Genomic DNA, 17,342 nt, shown 5'->3' with positions numbered 1-17,342 from the left:
GCTTAGTACGACCGAAGGTAGCGGTCGAGCTCTTGATGATGATTGGTGATCATCGGTTCCAGCGTCTCAGAGAAGATGAGGCCGTCAAGTGCTTCTGAGCGCACGCCTTTCTGTTGCCCGATGACATTCGCGAAGTCCTCTTGCAGGATTCGCGGCCAATCCTCCATTGCCATCGGCCCCTCCAGTTCGGGCGGATCACAATCATCACCGGCAGCAGGGATTTGCAGGGCCCAAACTTCGTACATGCATCGATCGGTGCCGTCGCCGAGTGGCCGAGATCGGTACATGATCGCGGATCCATACTGGCTCAGTAGCGTCAGGTTTGGGAATATGTGGCCGAACGCGAAGAGGCCGGATTCTATTGGCGGCAGCGGTATTCCGGCCGACTCAGCATATGTGTAGAGGTCGGAGAAGAATGCCTCGACGTAGTTTTCGTCGGGGATCTTCTTGTTCTGCAATCCCGCCTGGATGAACATTTCGCGATCGGTGGGGTAGGCCACGAAATCGTGATGCATCGCCTGGTTGTATCGGCGAAAGTACTCTGCCGGCGTCATTCCGTCTGGCAGCGGCAAAGTTGGGGCAGTCATGTGAGCGTTTCCGCCGGGCAGTACTTCGTACGTGGTGGCGTCGTTGTACTCGGTGGCGCCCATATTCAGTGACGGGTGCGCTTGGGGAAGGTGATAGGACTCCATGAAGGCCTCTTGGGCGATCTTCCAATTGGCGGGAAGGATGGCGTACCTCCACCACCGGACCTTCATTCGATCCCAGCCGATCCGTTCGAAAATTGGTACAGCGTGTCCAACGGTGTCGGCGAACGACGGGCCGTCGGGGTCGGTGTTGATGAAGATCATGCCCAGCGCCGATGCGGTGCGCACCTCGCGCAGCCGCAGTTTTTCTGGTTCTAGGCAACGCTTTTCGAAACCGGCTTCGGCGAAGACCTCGGTATTCGTGCCGTCGATATTCCAGCGCCAGCCATGGTACGGGCACACTATTTGGCCACCCATGAACTCTCCGCTGCCCTCGCCGAGTGCCGTTGCTCGATGCAGACAAGCGTTGAAGAATCCTTTGACGGTGTAATCGTTCTGGCGAACGATAAGGATCGATCGGCCGCGGATCTCGTATTCGATGAAGTCGCCAGGCTCGGGGATCTGGTCCTCCCTGCAGGCCATTTGCCAGCAGTGCTTCCACAATTTCTCGTCCTCCCAAGCCGCGAACTCTGGCGAGTGATAACGCTTGGTGCTGATCGATGTGGGATCCTCGACCGCGAATGGTGTCGGAGAGGAATTGACGGCAGCTGCGTCGGGCTCTGCGTGCGTTGTCATGACGACTCCTGGCCTGCGGGTAGGGTTTTGGGCGGCCTACGAACTAATGGGCGACTCGCTGACTAATTCACGGCGAAACGTAGCGAGACCCGTGCTGGGCGTCAACAGTGCATACCGCTGAGCGGGAGATCAGGCAATTTCCATGTCAGGGCGAGCACTGATATGGCAGTCGCGGAGTGATTCGCGAATTTGATGATCGAGTGCGCCTGCGCCAAGGAGCTTTGTGGATGGCGCGATCGAGGCAAGGAGCGATGCCGGACCGCCTAGGTCCGGTGTTTCAGAACGGTGAACACAACAAAGGCCAGACACCCCAGTGGGGTGCCTGGCCGTTGTGAATTACGGACTAGCGGCCGAAGGTGAAGGCCGATCCGCTGTTGAAGTTGGAACCGCCGACCGGGGTCGCAACGCCGGCACCGGAGTTGGTGCTGGTGCTCGCGCCGTCGGGGCCGATCTCGCTCGAGCCGCCGGTGTTGAAGTCGCTGCCGCCGACCGGGGTGTTGACGGCTGCGCCGCCACCGGCACCGCCACCGACGGTGGGGATGAAGTTGGCCGGGGTGGGCATCGCGAACTCGTTGGAGGCGCCGGCGTTGAAGCCGCTGCCACCGACCGGGGTGTTCACGCCCGCGCCGCCACCGGCGTTGACGCCGCCGTCGAAGGTCGGGAAGAAGTCAACCGGGTTGGGCAGGTTGAAGTCGGTTGCCGCACCGGTGTTGAAGCTGCTGCCGCCGATCGGGGTGTTGACCGCGGCTCCGGTGTTCGTGTCGAAGCCCGCGCCGCCGAAACCGGCTTCGGTGCCTGTGGCGGTGTTGAACTCGCCGCCGCCGAGCGGGGTGTTCATGCCTGCGCCACCGCCGGCATTGCTGGAGGCGTCGAAGGGGTGCCAGAACGGGTTCTCCACGTTGAAGCCTGCTCCGCCATCTGCGTTGCCACTGCCGACCGGGGTAGCGACCGCGGCGCCGGTCTCGCCGGAAACCTCGTCGTCGGCCCATGCCGGGGCGGCGACGGCAAGCGGGATCAGCGCGAGGGCCGATGCCGCAGCAAATCCGACCAAACGTCCTGTGTTGCGCATTAGTGAAACTCCAATCGTGGTTCTCTCGCGTATGGCCGGTGGACCCTACTAGGTCGTACTCGGTTCAACCGACCACTACCCTGATATCGCCGGCCTCGGCGTATCCGTTACAGCAGTGAACCAGCTGGTTAACACATGCCGATTTGCTATTGGTCTCGATACGGTCACTGACCCTGTGAGTATGCTGGACATACTCGGTTGATGTTGTATTCGCTGCCGAGCAATCCGCTACTCATCCTTCAGGACTGCCGCTTCGTACCAGTGGCACAGCAGCAGCGCCATCTCAACGTCCAGCCGGTCGTCGCCGAGCGGCCGCCCGCGGCGTTCCAGCGCCCGCCCGACGCGGTACTTGACGGTGTTGAAATGCACCACCAGCTCGTCGGCTGCAGCAGTGTAGCTACCGCCGTGGCCCAGAAACACGCGGAGGGTCTCCCGCAGGCGGGCGTCGTTGGCCCCGGATCCCGCCAGCGGCCCGAGGACCGCATGGACGAACTCACGGGCGTTGTCCTCGTTCTCGCCCATCAACGCCGCCGCGGCGAAGCCTGCCGCGTCGGCCGCGGTGACGCCCGTCAGGTTCGCGGTCACCGCGACGCCGTGTGCGCGAAGGGCCTGCCGGTGCGACTGCCGGAAGCCCTCGACGCTGGGTAGCGGAGTGCCCACTGCGACGGCGGGGGCACCTGGATGGGACTCGGCGAAATGCTTCAGTTGTGCGGATGCGCCGGGCGCGGTGGCACTGGACAGTGGCAGCCAGCCCCAGCCGGTCCGCTGGTCCGCGGCCAGGAACAGCGGACTGCCTTGCGTACCAACGTGATCGGCGGCCGCCCGGAGGAACTGTTCGAGCTTGGCCAGGGCATCGTCGTGCCCGGTGACGTGTCCGCTACCGGTGGGCCACCACAGCACCACGGCCAGGTGCTGGCGGCGCATCGGATAGCGGATCGCGGCGGTCACGGCTTCGGGGTCGGAGTCGTTGCCGGACAACACTTCCCGCACCCGGAGTGCTTGGGTGCTGTTGCGGTTGGCGAGCCAGCGGTCGCGCTCGTCCTCGTAAACCCCGACGACCTCCTGCGAGATCCAGTCGATGTAGCGGAACGTCACTGACGTTATCCGTTCGAAGATGGCCAGCCTGGTCTGCGGCGCGAAGTCTGCATTGTTGATCTCCTCGGCGCAGACGTCGAGCGCCATCGCGTGGCCGATCCGGTAGGCCCGAACCAATGCGTTCATCGGCACCCCGCGCTGCGCGAGCCGGCGTGCGTACTCCAGGGCGGCCGTCGGCGCTTCGATGTTGTCCAGAGATATGTCGTGGCGGAGGGCATGGAAGATGGTGTTGATATTGCCCGCAACGCTGGCGCCGAGCAGCTCGATGATCTCGGGATCGCCACGGAGTTCGGTGATATCGCTGGCCAGGCGGTTCCCGACGGCGCGGGAAACCTCATCCTGGCGGGCGATCAGACGCGTCATGACGGTGGTGTTGGCCTCGCTGACCGCCGGATCCATGCGCCGACTGTAGAGCGAAAATTTGTGTCGAGCGTACAAATCATCCGACAAAGTTGATCGGCGCACGACGGAGTGGTGCACACCACAAACTCCTACCTTTATGACATGAACCTCGCCACCCTGCCCGACCGCCGCGCGGCCGCTGCGCCGCACGCTCCCGCCGTCGCGGACGACTACACCGACTTCGACAACGCCGCATTCCTCGACGCCGTCCAGCGCGCCGCCGGGGCGCTGCACCAGCGCGGTGTCCGCGTCGGCGACGTCGTCGGCATCATGCTCCCGAACCGCGTGGCCTTCGTGGTGGCGCTGTTCGCCACCTGGCGGCTCGGTGCCGTCGCGACTCCCATCAGTCCGACCCTGGTGCCTGCCGAGGTGGCCTACCAGGTGGCTGACGCCGGCGCCGTCGTGCTCGTCGTCGACCACGACGTCGATTCCGACATCACCGTGCTGCACGTCGATGACCTGGGTGGCGAGCCCCGGACCGACGCGCCGGTGGTCGGCAACGACGACGACCTGGTCCTGCTGATCTACACCAGCGGCACGACCGGCCGGCCCAAGGGCGTCATGCTCGACAACTCGAATCTGAACGCCATGTGCGCCATGGTGATCGAAGGTTTCGAGTTGACCGGCGCCGATCACAGCCTGCTCATCCTGCCGCTGTTCCACGTGAACGGCATCGTGGTCAGCGTGCTCTCGCCGCTGCTCGCCGGCGGCCGGACCACCATTGCCGGCCGGTTCAATCCCGCGACCTTCTTCGAGCGCCTCGAATCCAGCCGCGCCACCTACTTCTCCGCGGTGCCAACCATTTACACCATGCTGCTGGGTCTGCCGCCGGAGGTGCGGCCCGACACATCCGCGGTGCGGTTCGCCGTGTGCGGGGCGGCGCCGGCCAGCGTCGAGCTGCTCGACGGATTCGAAAAGCGTTACGGCATAGGCCTGGTCGAGGGCTACGGACTGTCCGAGGGATCGTGCGCCAGTACGGGCAACCCGCTGGGCGGGCCGCGCAAGGTTGGCACCGTCGGAATCCCGTTGCCAGGTCAGGAGATTCGCATCGTCGACGTCGCCGGTGCCGAGGTCCCGCAGGGTGAGCTCGGCGAGGTGGTCATCAAGGGCCCCAACGTGATGCGCGGCTACCTGAACCGCCCCGAGGAAACCGAGAAGACCTTGAAGGACGGCTGGCTGCACACCGGCGACGTCGGCCGTTTCGACGAGGACGGTTACCTCGTGCTGGTCGACCGGGCCAAGGACATGATCATCCGCGGCGGCGAGAACATCTACCCCAAGGAGATCGAGACCGTCGTGCACCAGCTGACCGGGGTCGCCGAGGCTGCGGTGGTCGGACGGGCCAGCGGACTCTACGGCGAAGAGCCGGTGCTGTTCGTCTCCGCACATCCTGGCGCCGAACTCGACGTCGACAACATCGCCGCGCACCTGACGGTGTCGCTGTCGAAATACAAACTGCCCGTGGACATCACCGTTCTGTCGGCACTGCCGAAGAACCCCGTCGGCAAGATCGACAAGCCGTCGCTGCGCAAAACCCTCACCACCACCGATCCGCAAATCTAGCCTGATACCAGCAAAGGAGCTCACCTCATGGGATTCATCGAACCGACCTTGCCGAAGGTCGACCTGGAAGAGTTTCTCCGGATGCCGCTGCGGGAACGGCTGCGGATCATGTGTCTGAAATGGGTGGACGACGGATACGGCGCGCCGCGCATGATCCACGTCCTGTACATCGTCAAACTCGTGTTCTTCTACGCCCTGGGCGGCGTCGTGATCGCCACCGCGACGTCGCACCTGCCGGCCTTCTGGCACGTGTCGGAATGGTGGAACCAGCCCATCGTCTACCAGAAGGTGATCCTGTGGACCGTCCTGCTGGAACTCGTCGGGTTCGCGGGCTCCTGGGGTCCGCTGGCCGGCAAGACCAAGCCGATGACGGGCGGGTTCCGATTCTGGGCCAAGCCCAACACCATTCGGCTGCGGCCGTGGAAGGCAGTGCCGTTCACGAACGGCGACCGGCGCACTTGGTTCGACATCATCGTGTACCTGGCGCTGATGGCCACCGTGCTCGTCGCGATTATGCTGCCCGGCGTGCCCAGCGAGTCACTGTCGAAAGCGTTGCCGGACAACACCTCCGGACTGGTCGACCCGGCCCTGTTCGTCGCGCCGATCATCCTGTTCATTCTGATCGGACTGCGGGACAAGACGATCTTCCTGGCCGGCCGCGGTGAGCAGTACCTGCCCGCGCTGATCTTCTTTTCCGCGCTGCCGTTCGTCAACATGATCATCGCCGGCAAGCTGCTGATCGGCACGGTGTGGTTCTGGGCGGGTGTCTCGAAGTTCGGCCTGCACTTCACCAACGTCATTCCGCCGATGGTGAGCAACAGCCCCGCGATCCCGTTCAAGTGGCTCAAGCGGGCGCACTACCGCAACTTCCCCGAGGACCTGCGTCCGTCGCATCTGGCGACCTTCATGGCGCACGGCCCGGGCAGCATCGTGGAGATCGCCGCGCCGCTGGCCCTGTTGTTCTCGCCGTGGCCATGGCTGTCGATCGTTGCCGCCGCCATCATGGTGAGCTTCCACCTGTTCATCATCTCGACGTTCCCGCTGGCGGTGCCGGTGGAATGGAACGTGCTGTTCGCCTACGCCACCATCTTCCTGTTCCTGGGCTTCCCGAACGGGGACGGCTACGCGGTGTGGGACATGAACCCAGGGTGGCTCGCCATCGTGCTGGCCGCAGCCCTGTCGTTCTTCCCGATCCTGGGCAACCTGCGACCCGACCTGGTGTCGTTCCTGCCGGCGATGCGCCAGTACGCCGGCAACTGGGCCTCAGCGGTGTGGACCTTCACGCCCGGCGCCGAACAGAAGCTGAACCGGGTCACCCGGTCATCGCCCAACTCTGCTGATCAGTACGTCGACTTCGGGTGGGACCCGATCACCGCCGAGGTGTTCACCCAGCAGGTGACGGCATGGCGGGCCATGCACAGCCAAGGCCGCGGCTTGTATTCGGTGCTGCTGAAATGCCTGCCCGACATCGATACTCGCGTTGTCCGCGAAGGCGAGATGTCGTGCAACACCATCATCGGCTTCAACTTCGGCGACGGGCACCTGCACAATGAAGACCTGATTCGGGCTATCCAGTCCGAGGCGCAGTTCGAGCCGGGCGAGTTCGTCATCGCCTGGGTGGAATCGCAGCCGATCCACAAGATGACTCAGGAGTACAAGGTGATCGACGCGGCCCTCGGTGTGATCGAGCGTGGTACCTGGAACGTGAAGGACCTGGTCGACGAGCAGCCGTGGCTGCCCAACGGGCCGATCCCGCTCAACGTCACCTGGCAGCGTGCCGGAGTCCTCCAGTAATGAGTACCGCGGTTGTGGTCGGCGCCGGGCCCAACGGGCTCGCCGCCGCCATCACCTTGGCTGCCAAGGGGATCGACGTCACGGTGCTGGAGGCCACCGACCGGATCGGCGGCGGCGTTCGCTCCAGCGAGTACGTCCTCCCGGGTCTGGTGTTCGACGATTGCGCCGCCATCCACGTGATGCCTGCCGGGTCCCGGTTCATCAAGAACCTCGGGCTGGACCGCTATGGCCTGCAGTGGAGATGGACCGAGGTCGATTGCGTCCACCCGCTCGACGACGGCACCGCCGGGGCGCTCTACCGATCGGTCGAGACCACGGCCGACGGGCTCGGGGTCGACGTGTCGCGGTGGCAGCTGCTGTTCGGTGGACCGTCGCGCCGGTTCGACGAGCTGTCCGAGGACATCATGGGCCCGCTGCTCCGGGTGCCGCGGCACCCGTTGGGGCTGGCCAGGTTCGGGGCGCCGACGGTGCTGCCCGCGGCGGCGCTGGCCCGGGTCTTCCGCACGCCGCAGGCCCGTGCGCTCTTCGGAGGCGTTGCCGCCCATACCTTTCAGCCGCTGCACCACCCGCTCACCTCGGCGATCGGTCTGGGCATCATCACCGCCGGGCACGCCAACGGCTGGCCGGTGGCGGCCGGGGGATCGCAGGCGATCACCAACGCGTTCGAAGCCGTGCTGACCGAACTCGGCGGCAAGATCGAGACGGGCGTGCGGGTCACCTCCGCGTCGCAGTTGCCGCCCGCCGACATCACTGTCTTCGATCTGTCGCCCACCGCCATCGCCGGGATCCTCGGCGACCGGTTGCCCACGCGGGTGCGCCGCGCCTTCGACCGATTCCGATACGGCCCAGGCGCTTTCAAGGTCGACTTCGCCGTCGAGGGTGATGTGCCGTGGACCAACGCGGCAGCCCGTCAAGCCGGCACCGTCCACCTGGGTGGTGATTTCGCCGAGATCGCCGCGACGGAACGGGACATCCACGCGGGCCGGATGCCGCAGCGTCCGTTTGTGCTGGCGTTCCAGCAGTATCTGGCCGATCCGGGGCGTTCCGTCGGTACGGTCAACCCCGTCTCCGCGTACGCGCATGTGCCGAACGGCTACAGCGGCGACGCCGCCGAGGCGATCATCACGCAGATCGAGCGCTTCGCTCCCGGATTCCGTGAGCGCATCGTCGGGCAGGCCGTGCGGTCCACCACCGAGATGTCGGTCTACAACACCAATTACGTCGGCGGCGACATCAACACCGGTGCCAAGGACATCCGTCAGCTGACCTTCGGTCCGCGAACCACGTTGTCGCCGTACACCATCGGTGTCCCGGGAATGTACATCTGCTCGGCGGCCACCCCGCCGGGACCGGGTGGGCACGGCATGTGCGGCGCCAACGCCGCCGCCGTCGCACTGGCCCGGTTGGGGCGGTAGCTACACGTTCACCGCAATGGTGTGCATCTCCCAGACCAGCAGCTCGGCACCCGCGTCGGCCGCGGTGATGCGTTGTCCACCAGTTGCGGTGAGCCGCACGGCATCACCGGTATGGAGCGGACCGGAGCCTTCGAATTCGGCCTGCCCGCGGGTGACGAAGACGTGGCCGTACGGCGCGTCGGGTACCTCGATCCCGCTGCCGGCATCCAGCCGGGCGACATGCAGGGTGGCGTAGCTGTTGCCGAACGTGATCGCCGCATCGTCGCGGTATTTGCGCATACCCGAGGCCATCGGGATGAGGGCGTTGCCGGCGAGCTCGGTGCCGATATCGGATTCCTGATAACTCGGTGCGCCACCGAGTTCATCGGGCGGAATCCACATCTGGACAACCCGCAACGGCTGACGTTCCTGGCGCCCCGCGCCGTTGCGCTCAGAATGCCGGATACCGGTGCCGGCGCTCATCCGCTGCGCCAGTCCCGGGTAGATGACGCTCTCGTTGCCCAGCGAATCCTTGTGCACCAGTGAGCCTTCCAGCACCCAGGTGATGATCTCCATATCCCGGTGGTCGTGCGTGTCGAAGCCCTCACCGCCGTTGACGGTGTCCTCGTTGTTGATCATCAGCAGGCCGTGGGCATTGGCCGCCAGATCGAAGTTGCCGGTCGCCGGAAACGACTGCCACGATTCCAGCCACTCGTTCCGCCAGTGCCAGCGCTCAGCAGCGCGGATGACGCGGACGGGCGTGGCTGTCGCTTGGTTCACCGCTCAATTCTGGCAGGGGTGCACCATGGGAGCATGATCCGTTCGTCACTGCGGGTATCGATGGCTGTGCTGGTGGCCGCTGCGCTGCCGGCGCTGGCAGGTTGCGGCGGGCATCGGGCGGCCGGTGCGCCGACGAACGGCATCCCGGTGGGACGGTCCGACCAGTCGGTGCAGGCCGGCGGACTGAACCGCACTTTCCATCTCTACCGGCCCGACGGGCTCAGTGGCCCAGCGCCGATGGTGATCATGCTGCACGGCGGCTACGGCGACGGTGCGCAGGCCGAACGGGCCTACAACTGGGACGGCCAGGCCGACGGTGGTCGCTTCGTGGTCGCCTATCCCGACGGCCTGGATCGCGCCTGGAACGCCGGAACCTGTTGTGGTATGCCGAAGAATCGTGATGTCGACGACGTCGGTTTCATCACCGCGATGGTCGCCGCGATCGAAGCGCAGATGTCTGTCGACCCGGCCCGCGTCTATGTCACCGGGATGTCCAACGGCGCCATGATGGCGCTGCGCCTCGGCTGCCAGACGGACCTGTTCGCCGCCGTCGCCCCGGTCGCCGGGACGCTGTTGACCGATTGTTCGCACGCCGCGCCGACATCGGTGCTGCAGATCCACGGCACCGCGGACGATCGCGTCCCCTTCGACGGCGGACCGGGCAAGGCCAAGACACTGACCGGCGCACCGAATGTCGACGGACCGTCGGTACCTGCGGTGAATGCGACGTGGCGCGGTATCGATGGGTGCGGGACGCCGACGACGTCCACTGCCGGGGCGGTGACCACCCAGACGGCAGACTGCCCCGGCGGGCGCACCGTCGAACTCGTCAGCGTCGCTGGTGCCGGCCATCAGTGGCCAGGCGGGGTCCCGGGCCCGCTGGCGCAGCGGTTGGGTGACCTACCGCCGCCGTCGACCGCGCTGAACGCGACCGACACCATCTGGCAGTTCTTCGCGGCGCACCATCGCTGAAACCTGACCGGCACAGTTGCCGCCGAAGATGTACAGAATGTCGACAAGCTCCACTGAAAATCCCCGGATTGTCCGATGCTGGCGCGTGTGTCCTGGCGCACACTGGGGCCTCCAGAGACTTGCTGAGGGGTGAGATGAGTCGACAGTGGCGGGTTGCCCTGGTCCAGGCCAGCCCATTGCGGGGTGACGATCCGGTGGCCGAGATGGCAGCCGAGCTCGGTGCGATCCTCGCCGAGCACCCCGAAACGCAGATGGTGGTGTTCCCCGAGATTCACCTGCTGGGTGCGAGCGACGACGAGGACGACCTCCGCACCTATTTCGACACCGTCGCCGAGCCACTCACCGGACCGCTCGTGCAGGCGCTCGGCGCCATGGCCGCAGACTCCGGTGTCTGGCTGGTGCCCGGCTCGATCGCCGAGCGCGGCGACGACGGCCGGGTGTACAACACCGCTGTCGTCTTCGATCCCGACGGTCGTCTGGTCTCGTCGTACCGCAAGGTGTTCCCGTGGCGCCCGTACGAGCCGTGGGCGTCAGGCGCCGGTTTCACGGCCTTCGACGTGCCCGGTGTCGGCCGGATGGGCGTCAACATCTGTTACGACAGCTGGTTTCCCGAGGCGACCCGGCAGATCGCGTGGCTCGGTGCCGAGGTCGTGTTCAACATCGTCAAGACGACCTCCGACGACCGCGAGCAGGAGCTCGTCCTGGCCCGCGCCAACGCGATCACGAACCAGGTCTACTACCTCAGCGTCAACGCTGCCGGGCCCCTCGGGCGGGGGCAGAGCATCTACGTCGGGCCGGAGGGCGAGGTGCTCGCTCAGGTGGCACACGCCGAGCCGGAGGTCACGCACCTGGCGATCGACCTCGACCGGGTGACCGCGGTACGGACCCACGGCACCGCCGGGGTCAATCGGGTGTGGGAGCAGTTGTACGCCGACGACGACCCGATCGAGCTGCCCGCCTACGGGGGCCAACTGAGCCACCAGCGGTGGCAGCCCCAGCACGTCAACCTCGAAGGACGCTCATGACCGAAAACGCCCAGCAGTCCGGCGAGGCCGGCCACCTCAACGCCACCCTCGGCTTGGGCGGAGTGACGCTGTTCGGCCTCGCCTATATGGCGCCGATCATCGTGCTGGGCATCTTCGGCGTCATCGCCGAGGCGTCCGCGGGCGCCAGTGCCGGCTCGTATCTCCTGGCCACCGTGGCCATGCTGTTCACGGCCGCGAGCTATGCGAAGATGTCGGTCCACTATCCGGTTGCGGGTTCGTCGTACACCTATGTCCGTAAAGCTTTGGATTCGAGGCTCGGATTCCTCGTCGGCTGGACGATTCTGCTCGACTACTTGTTCCTGCCGTTGGTGATCTGGTTGATCGGCGCCGCGTACCTCACCGGTGAGTTTCCGTCGGTACCCGCGTGGGTCTGGATCGTGCTGTTCATCGTCGTGACGACCGCGCTGAACATCCTCGGGCTGAAGGTGGCCGACAAGGCCAACCTGATCCTGATGGTCTTGCAGTTCCTGGTGATCGCCCTGTTCGTCGGGTTCGCGGTGGCGTACATGGTGTCTCACCACGGCAGTGGCTCGCTGTTGTCCGTCACGCCGATCACCGGCAGCGGCGGTTTCTCGGCGATCGCCGCGGGTGCGGCCATCGCGGCGTACTCCTTTCTCGGGTTCGACGCCGTCAGCACGCTCACGGAGGACACCAAGAATCCGCAGCGCAACATCCCGCGCGCGATCATGCTCGTCGCGCTCATCGGCGGGGTGGTCTTCGTGGCGGTGGCCTACACCCTGACGCTGGTACAGCCAGGCGGCACGTTCGCGAACGCCGACTCGCTGGCCGCGGACACGGCCAGGACCATCGGCGGGGCGTTGTTCGCGGCGTTCTTCGTGGCCGGCCTGATCATCGGTCAGTTCACCTCGGGCCTGGCAGCGCAGGCCAGTGTGTCCCGGTTGCTCTACGCCATGGGCCGGGACTCGGTGTTGCCCAAGAAGTTCTTCGGCCGGGTATCGCCCCGGTTCTTCACGCCCGTCTTCAACATCGTGCTGTGCGGGTTGATCGGGTTGGGTGCGGTGTTCCTCAGCGTCGCCACGTCGACGTCGTTCATCAACTTCGGCGCGTTCACGGCCTTCACCCTGGTGAATCTGTCGGTGATCGGCTACTACGTCCGGCATCGCCACGAACAACGGCTGAATCCGTTGACGTACCTGGTGATCCCGCTGATCGGCGCGGTCGTGGACGTTTACCTGCTCACCAAACTCGGCAGTGCCGCACTGACCCTCGGGGTCATCTGGATGTTGATCGGCGTGGGGTATCTCCTGGTCCTCACCCGTGGTCTGCGCGTTCCGCCACCGGAGTTGTCACTGGCCGAGTAGACGTGCCCGGCTGGCGCAGGGGAGCGCAGTGGACGTCGAAGCGTTGCGCGATGGTGTCCAGGGTGCGTTGCAGGTGGGGGCGTCGGCGCCGGTGGGTGGCCAGGAACTGGGCCATCCCGACGGCTTGGCGGGGCAGCGGATACCAGCGCGCGATGTCCACGCCGCAGTCGCGAAAAATGCTGAGGGGCAGGGTATCTGAGATGAGACCGAGGTTGTGTACGGCCAGCGTCATCACGGCGTGGGGGAAAACCTTGTTGCACTTGCGGCGCAACTCGATCATGTCGAGCTCGTACAGCGGCACCTCGGTGAGCTGATCGGTGAACATCAGATGCGGCAGGAAGTAGCCCATGAACGTCGTCAGGTGCAGGGTCGCCGCTCGGCCGTTCAGCGACAGCACCCGGCCGCTCGGCGAGGTGTAGGGCTCATACGGTTGTGGGTGCTTGAGCAGATATCCGGTGCAGTTGACGATCCAGCTCTCCGGGTCGATCTCCCGGACCCCGCCACTGCGCAGCTGAATCTCGGTGTGCCCATCGCGATCGACGGCATCCACGAAATGGTCCATCACGACGTCGTTCAAGCCGGCCGCGATGGCGTCTCTCTCGGCCGTCGACAGGAGGCCGAGCAGGAAGTTGTCGGTGCCGGGCGTCAGCCAGATGGCGTACCGCTCGAGCCAGCGGCGGCTCACCTCGTCCTCGTTGGTGCCGTCGAACAGTTGGGTCACGTCGTTGGCGACGGCGTTGAATGTCGTTCCACTCCACCATCTTTGGGCGCCGGTGGGGAACAGCCGGTCGCGGTGCGCGAAGTAGGTTCCCGAGCCGGCCAGCAGATTCACCTCGCGTCCAGGGTGGCGAGAGATCAACGCGTACACGGTGTCCATCGCGGTCTTGCCGCTGCCGATCACCCATACCGGAGCGTCGCTGTCGTCGATGGAACCACTGCGCATGTCGCAGTAGTTCGGCGACACCGAACGGACGGTGGTGCTGGACACCGGCAGCGGATCGTTCGGTTCGACGTCGGAGGCGATGGCCTTGATCAGGCGCTTGGCCTCGATCACCAGGCTGCGCCCGTCGTCCGACACGCACTGCACGCGGACGACGCCATCAACCTCGGTATCGGATTGCAGTGTCCAGCCGTAGAATTCGTCGACCGTGATGCGCTGCCGCAGCACGTCGAGGCAATGGTCGAAATGCGCCAGCACCTCGTGCTTGGTGGCCAGATGGGACGGCTCGGCGTCCAGCGTCCAGCCGATGTTCCCGGCGGTGAAGAACGGGTGCGGCTGGTGCAGGCGCACGTAGTCGTAGGTGTCGACCCACATGCCGCCCACTCGGTGCCGCCGGTCCAGCAGGATGACCCGCTGGCCCGGCGACAAGTACTGGGACGTCGTGAAGAGGGCATTCAGCCCGGCGATACCGGCACCGACGATGCACACCTCGCAGCGTTCGACCGTGGCGCTCACCGGTTCACTCCCGTGGTGGTCATCAACATGGGGGACCTCCTTGTCCTTGCCATGACGATCCGGCATCGGGCTCGGGAGTACATCAGCTGATCGGCGTATTTGGCTGGGGCACTACAGCGATATGGCCAGCAGGGTGCGGACCAGCTCGGCCTGCCGGTGGGTGCCCGTCTTGTCGAAGATGTGCTGGACGTGCGTTCTGACGGTGCCGGCGGACAGACACATGCTCTCGGCGATCGGCTTGATCCCGTCGCCCTCTATCAGCCTGATGGCCACCGCCGCCTCGGCCGTCGTCAGCCCATACAGGCGGCGCAGCATCTCGACATCCGGTTGCGGGTGCTGCTCGGGATCGAGGATGAGCACCAAGGCCCGGGATTCGGCCAGTGGAGCCGTCACGTGCTGGAACGGCAGGACGTGAATCACGTAGGGCCGCAGTCCGGATGGCCGTGGGCACAGCAGCGAGGTGGTGCCGCGTACCACCGCCCCGGTCTGTCCGAGCGCGGCGTTGATGCCGAGCCGCAGAGCGGCGTCAGCGGGCGGATGCGCGAATTCGAACGATCCGTCACGAATGGTCAAGCCGTCGTGGCGGCGGACGATGTTCTCTGCTGCCGTGTTCAGGTAGCGCACCGACAGCAAGCAGTCCACCACGGCCATCCCGATGCGGGTGACGTTGTCCATCGCCGACGAGATGTTGCGGATCTGGTGGGTGGCCTCACTGAGGTCGTGCTGGATGCGCATCGCGCGCTGGAAATGCGGGACCAGCGCCTCGGCCAGTTGAACGCGTTCGGTGTTGTCGAACGGTTCGGCACGCTTCTCGGTGGCCACCAGCCAGGTCGCGGGCTCGGGCCCGTCCGTCAGCCGGACGAACAGCCCGTCTTCGAGGCGGTGCGGGCGCATCCAGTCCATGTGGAACTCGGCGTTCGGCTGCAGAGCGGTGAGCTCTTGGCAGCCGTACACCCGCCCCACAGGCCCGTTCTCGACCGCTTCTAGGAGGAAATCGACGTGGCGGTAGTACTCCGCGTACTCGGTCAGGGCGTCGGTCGGGATGGTGACGCTCTGGGGCGCCCGGCTCACGCTGTCGGCCAACACCAGAGCCGCCCCGCCGGTCGCGCCGAACATGGTGTGCAGTTCGGCCATCGTCGCGGTCCACTGCTCGGGCTGGACTGCGGAATCGTAGATCGACGAGACTACGCGCGAAAAGGCCTCGACCGTGACCACGGTCGGTACTCCCTGACCAATGTAGGGCTCACGCCTTGCGCCTCTCGCGACGTGATCTACCTGCGGCTGCACCGCAAGCACTGCGGAAATCGTAATTCAAGACCAATGGTATGTAAAGTGTTTCCTTGGCGCTTGCTGAGAGTCCGATCAGCGCCGCCGAACGTGCGGGCAGATCGCGGTTAGCGGGGGATCGCGATCTGTTCGCATCGTCGATTTCGGGGACTGCGTCAGGCCGCCGCCGACGTCTCCGAGTGTGCGGCAGCCTTGGATCCGCCGCCCTTCGGACTCGTCTTCGGTGTGTCCTTGGCGTCGTTGTCGGATGCCGTCGCCGGCTTCGGGTCGGCGGCGTCCGTTTTCGGCGTGTTCTTCGTTTTCTTCGGCTTGGTCGGCTTCACCGGCGGTGCGTCGGGATCGGTCTTCGGCTTGGTGGACTTGACCGGCGGAGTATCCGAATCTGCCTGCGGCTTGGACGATTTCACCTGCGGCTCATCCGAGGTGGCGGGCTTCTGGTCGGTGTCGGTGTTCGGTGTCGAGACGGGGGACTGTGGCTGCTCCGTCTTGACGTCGGCCTTCACGTCGGTCTTGGTGTCGGTCTTGGTGTCTGTTTTCTCGTCGGTCTTCGTGTTCGCCGTCGGCTTGTCCTCGGCCGTCGCTGCCACCGGTGCCAGGGCCGCCGGCTTCTTGACGGAGACGGCCAGCGGCGTGACCGGCGGAGAACTCGCCGGTGTGGCAGCCAGGCCCGGCAGATGTAGTTGGGACTGGATATCGGTGACGAAGTTGTTGGCGCCTTCCTGCAGTGCGCCGGGAATCGCGTTGAGCGTCTCGATGATCTTCGACAGGGGAGTGAACAACGAGAACGGCGTCTTCTTCGCCGGATTCAGGTTCTCGCGGTCGGTGTATCCCATGTCGACCAATACCCGCAGCAGCGGCTCGACGGCGTCCAGCAGCGGTTTGACCAACGGCGTCAACCCGATGGCGCCGGCGCCGATGCGCAGGGGCACCAACAGCGGCAGGTCGGGATTGTTGATGAAGACGTAGGTGTCGTGCCCGCCCGCGCTGTTGGTCACCGTGGTGATGATGGCGGGCGTCGTGCCGGGGATGTACGAGTCGTAGTACGCGTCCGGGTGCGCGTACATGACACCGAGCAGGCTGTTGGCCAACGAGAGCGGATTGAAGTACGCCGGGAAATCGCCGTAGGGGTCGTACTCGCGGGTGACGAATGTGGTGTCGTAGATCGACGGTGCTGACGGACCCTGGTTGTTGACGATGAACGGCACGTTTATGCCCGGGAAGCGTTCGAAGATGCCGCCGTTGCCGGCGAAGGGTGAGCCCATCATCAAGAACGACAGCTGCGACGCAGCCGGCCCGGTGCCATTGGCCAGTAGCGTGCGCTTGGCCCATTCGGCGCCCAGGCTGCCCTCCGAATAGCCCGCGACGATCAACTGCTCACCGGGTCGAGAGGTGATGGCGTTGTACACCTTCGGTCCGGAGACGGTGGTGCTCGCCGACAACTGGATGGACGCCGGGTAGTTGATCGGCAGGTAGGTGTAGCCCGGCGGCACCACGGTGTGATTGAGCTTGGCCGGAATGTTGGCCGACGTGGGGTCGCCGCGTCCGCCGATGCCGATCACGGTGTTCATCAGGCCGACGACGAAGCTCGACGTGATGTTGGTGGCCGGACTCAGCAGCAGCGCGCAGCACAGCGCGACCAACAGGAATGCGCGCGGCACCCGGCGAACGGCAGGACTGGTGGTCGGCCATATCTGAACTGACATCGACGCTCCCCCGACTAGGGCGTGTCTCCCAATTTGAGAGTTCCCACGCGGGAGTGGATGACGGCGCAGGCCAACAAGACACCGCCGAGGTAGGTCAGGGCATATTTGTCGTAGCGGGTCGCAACACCGCGCCACTG

At 65.4% G+C, this 17,342-nt stretch carries 13 protein-coding genes and 1 pseudogene; 6 read left to right on the top strand and 8 right to left on the bottom strand.

Features of this window, described 5'->3' with window-relative positions; all coding sequences use genetic code 11:
• Nucleotides 1–2: 2 nt before the first annotated feature.
• The 3 genes from TL10_RS16255 to TL10_RS16245 form a co-directional block, all read right to left on the bottom strand.
• Nucleotides 3–1,322 (bottom strand): aromatic ring-hydroxylating oxygenase subunit alpha, encoded by a 1,320-nt coding sequence (locus TL10_RS16255; protein ID WP_043986403.1) that lies wholly within the window; start codon nucleotides 1,320–1,322, stop codon nucleotides 3–5.
• 343 nt (nucleotides 1,323–1,665) lie between these two features.
• Nucleotides 1,666–2,391, bottom strand: coding sequence for a hypothetical protein (locus TL10_RS16250; RefSeq protein ID WP_043986402.1), 726 nt, complete (start codon nucleotides 2,389–2,391; stop codon nucleotides 1,666–1,668).
• 228 nt (nucleotides 2,392–2,619) lie between these two features.
• Complete coding sequence (locus TL10_RS16245) at nucleotides 2,620–3,885, bottom strand: PucR family transcriptional regulator (RefSeq protein ID WP_043986401.1); 1,266 nt, start codon at nucleotides 3,883–3,885, stop codon at nucleotides 2,620–2,622.
• A 105-nt stretch (nucleotides 3,886–3,990) separates the two neighbouring features.
• On the opposite strand from TL10_RS16245, the gene TL10_RS16240 reads away from it, so the two are divergent.
• The 3 genes from TL10_RS16240 to TL10_RS16230 are packed head-to-tail and all read left to right on the top strand — an operon-like array spanning nucleotide 3,991 to nucleotide 8,660.
• On the top strand, nucleotides 3,991–5,451 hold the full coding sequence (locus tag TL10_RS16240; RefSeq protein ID WP_043986463.1) for a class I adenylate-forming enzyme family protein: 1,461 nt from the start codon (nucleotides 3,991–3,993) through the stop codon (nucleotides 5,449–5,451).
• Nucleotides 5,452–5,478: 27 nt separating this feature from the next.
• Complete coding sequence (locus TL10_RS16235; protein WP_043986400.1) at nucleotides 5,479–7,245, top strand: DUF3556 domain-containing protein; 1,767 nt, start codon at nucleotides 5,479–5,481, stop codon at nucleotides 7,243–7,245.
• Entirely contained in the window at nucleotides 7,245–8,660 is a 1,416-nt protein-coding gene (locus TL10_RS16230; protein ID WP_043986399.1) for a phytoene desaturase family protein, read from the top strand. The genes TL10_RS16235 and TL10_RS16230 overlap by 1 nt, the downstream gene beginning before the upstream one ends.
• Here the strand turns inward: TL10_RS16230 and TL10_RS16225 are convergent, their stop codons facing one another.
• Nucleotides 8,661–9,419 carry a pirin family protein gene (locus TL10_RS16225; RefSeq protein ID WP_082067964.1) on the bottom strand — a complete coding sequence of 253 codons (759 nt, stop codon included), beginning with the start codon at nucleotides 9,417–9,419 and terminating at the stop codon, nucleotides 8,661–8,663.
• A 33-nt stretch (nucleotides 9,420–9,452) separates the two neighbouring features.
• Between TL10_RS16225 and TL10_RS16220 the strand changes: the two genes are divergently transcribed.
• The 3 genes from TL10_RS16220 to TL10_RS16210 all read left to right on the top strand — a co-directional run bounded on the left by TL10_RS16220 (nucleotide 9,453) and on the right by TL10_RS16210 (nucleotide 12,759).
• Nucleotides 9,453–10,391: an extracellular catalytic domain type 1 short-chain-length polyhydroxyalkanoate depolymerase gene (locus tag TL10_RS16220; protein ID WP_043986397.1), complete on the top strand. Its 939-nt coding sequence runs from the start codon at nucleotides 9,453–9,455 to the stop codon at nucleotides 10,389–10,391.
• 134 nt (nucleotides 10,392–10,525) lie between these two features.
• Entirely contained in the window at nucleotides 10,526–11,416 is an 891-nt protein-coding gene (locus TL10_RS16215; protein ID WP_052506435.1) for a carbon-nitrogen hydrolase family protein, read from the top strand.
• Nucleotides 11,413–12,759, top strand: coding sequence for an APC family permease (locus TL10_RS16210; protein ID WP_043986396.1), 1,347 nt, complete (start codon nucleotides 11,413–11,415; stop codon nucleotides 12,757–12,759). Before TL10_RS16215 ends, TL10_RS16210 begins: the two co-directional genes overlap by 4 nt.
• Here the strand turns inward: TL10_RS16210 and TL10_RS16205 are convergent.
• From TL10_RS16205 to TL10_RS30660, 4 genes and pseudogenes are all read right to left on the bottom strand, one after another.
• A complete protein-coding gene (locus TL10_RS16205; RefSeq protein WP_110789104.1) occupies nucleotides 12,710–14,281 on the bottom strand; it encodes an NAD(P)-binding protein in 1,572 nt (523 codons plus the stop codon). The two genes, TL10_RS16210 and TL10_RS16205, sit on opposite strands and share 50 nt — an antisense overlap.
• Nucleotides 14,282–14,326: 45 nt before the next feature.
• Nucleotides 14,327–15,430: a helix-turn-helix transcriptional regulator gene (locus TL10_RS16200; RefSeq protein ID WP_043402846.1), complete on the bottom strand. Its 1,104-nt coding sequence runs from the start codon at nucleotides 15,428–15,430 to the stop codon at nucleotides 14,327–14,329.
• Nucleotides 15,431–15,657: 227 nt separating this feature from the next.
• Nucleotides 15,658–17,205, bottom strand: a complete 1,548-nt coding sequence (locus TL10_RS29670) for a PE-PPE domain-containing protein (RefSeq protein ID WP_082067963.1) — start codon at nucleotides 17,203–17,205, stop codon at nucleotides 15,658–15,660.
• 14 nt (nucleotides 17,206–17,219) lie between these two features.
• Nucleotides 17,220–17,342: pseudogene (locus TL10_RS30660) on the bottom strand (IS5 family transposase); the annotation flags it as partial.

Origin of the sequence: Mycolicibacterium llatzerense, from assembly GCF_000878195.1 — a bacterium.
Classification (GTDB): Bacteria; Actinomycetota; Actinomycetes; order Mycobacteriales; family Mycobacteriaceae; genus Mycobacterium; species Mycobacterium llatzerense.
This window is presented reverse-complemented; position numbering and strand designations above follow the sequence as displayed.

Coding starts and splice junctions, on each gene's coding strand:
- TL10_RS16255 (WP_043986403.1), bottom strand. CDS start 1,322: ATGACAACGCACGCAGAGCCCGACGCAGCTGCCGTCAATTCCTCTCCG.
- TL10_RS16250 (WP_043986402.1), bottom strand. CDS start 2,391: ATGCGCAACACAGGACGTTTGGTCGGATTTGCTGCGGCATCGGCCCTC.
- TL10_RS16245 (WP_043986401.1), bottom strand. CDS start 3,885: ATGGATCCGGCGGTCAGCGAGGCCAACACCACCGTCATGACGCGTCTG.
- TL10_RS16240 (WP_043986463.1), top strand. CDS start 3,991: ATGAACCTCGCCACCCTGCCCGACCGCCGCGCGGCCGCTGCGCCGCAC.
- TL10_RS16235 (WP_043986400.1), top strand. CDS start 5,479: ATGGGATTCATCGAACCGACCTTGCCGAAGGTCGACCTGGAAGAGTTT.
- TL10_RS16230 (WP_043986399.1), top strand. CDS start 7,245: ATGAGTACCGCGGTTGTGGTCGGCGCCGGGCCCAACGGGCTCGCCGCC.
- TL10_RS16220 (WP_043986397.1), top strand. CDS start 9,453: ATGATCCGTTCGTCACTGCGGGTATCGATGGCTGTGCTGGTGGCCGCT.
- TL10_RS16215 (WP_052506435.1), top strand. CDS start 10,526: ATGAGTCGACAGTGGCGGGTTGCCCTGGTCCAGGCCAGCCCATTGCGG.
- TL10_RS16210 (WP_043986396.1), top strand. CDS start 11,413: ATGACCGAAAACGCCCAGCAGTCCGGCGAGGCCGGCCACCTCAACGCC.
- TL10_RS16205 (WP_110789104.1), bottom strand. CDS start 14,281: ATGCCGGATCGTCATGGCAAGGACAAGGAGGTCCCCCATGTTGATGAC.
- TL10_RS29670 (WP_082067963.1), bottom strand. CDS start 17,205: ATGTCAGTTCAGATATGGCCGACCACCAGTCCTGCCGTTCGCCGGGTG.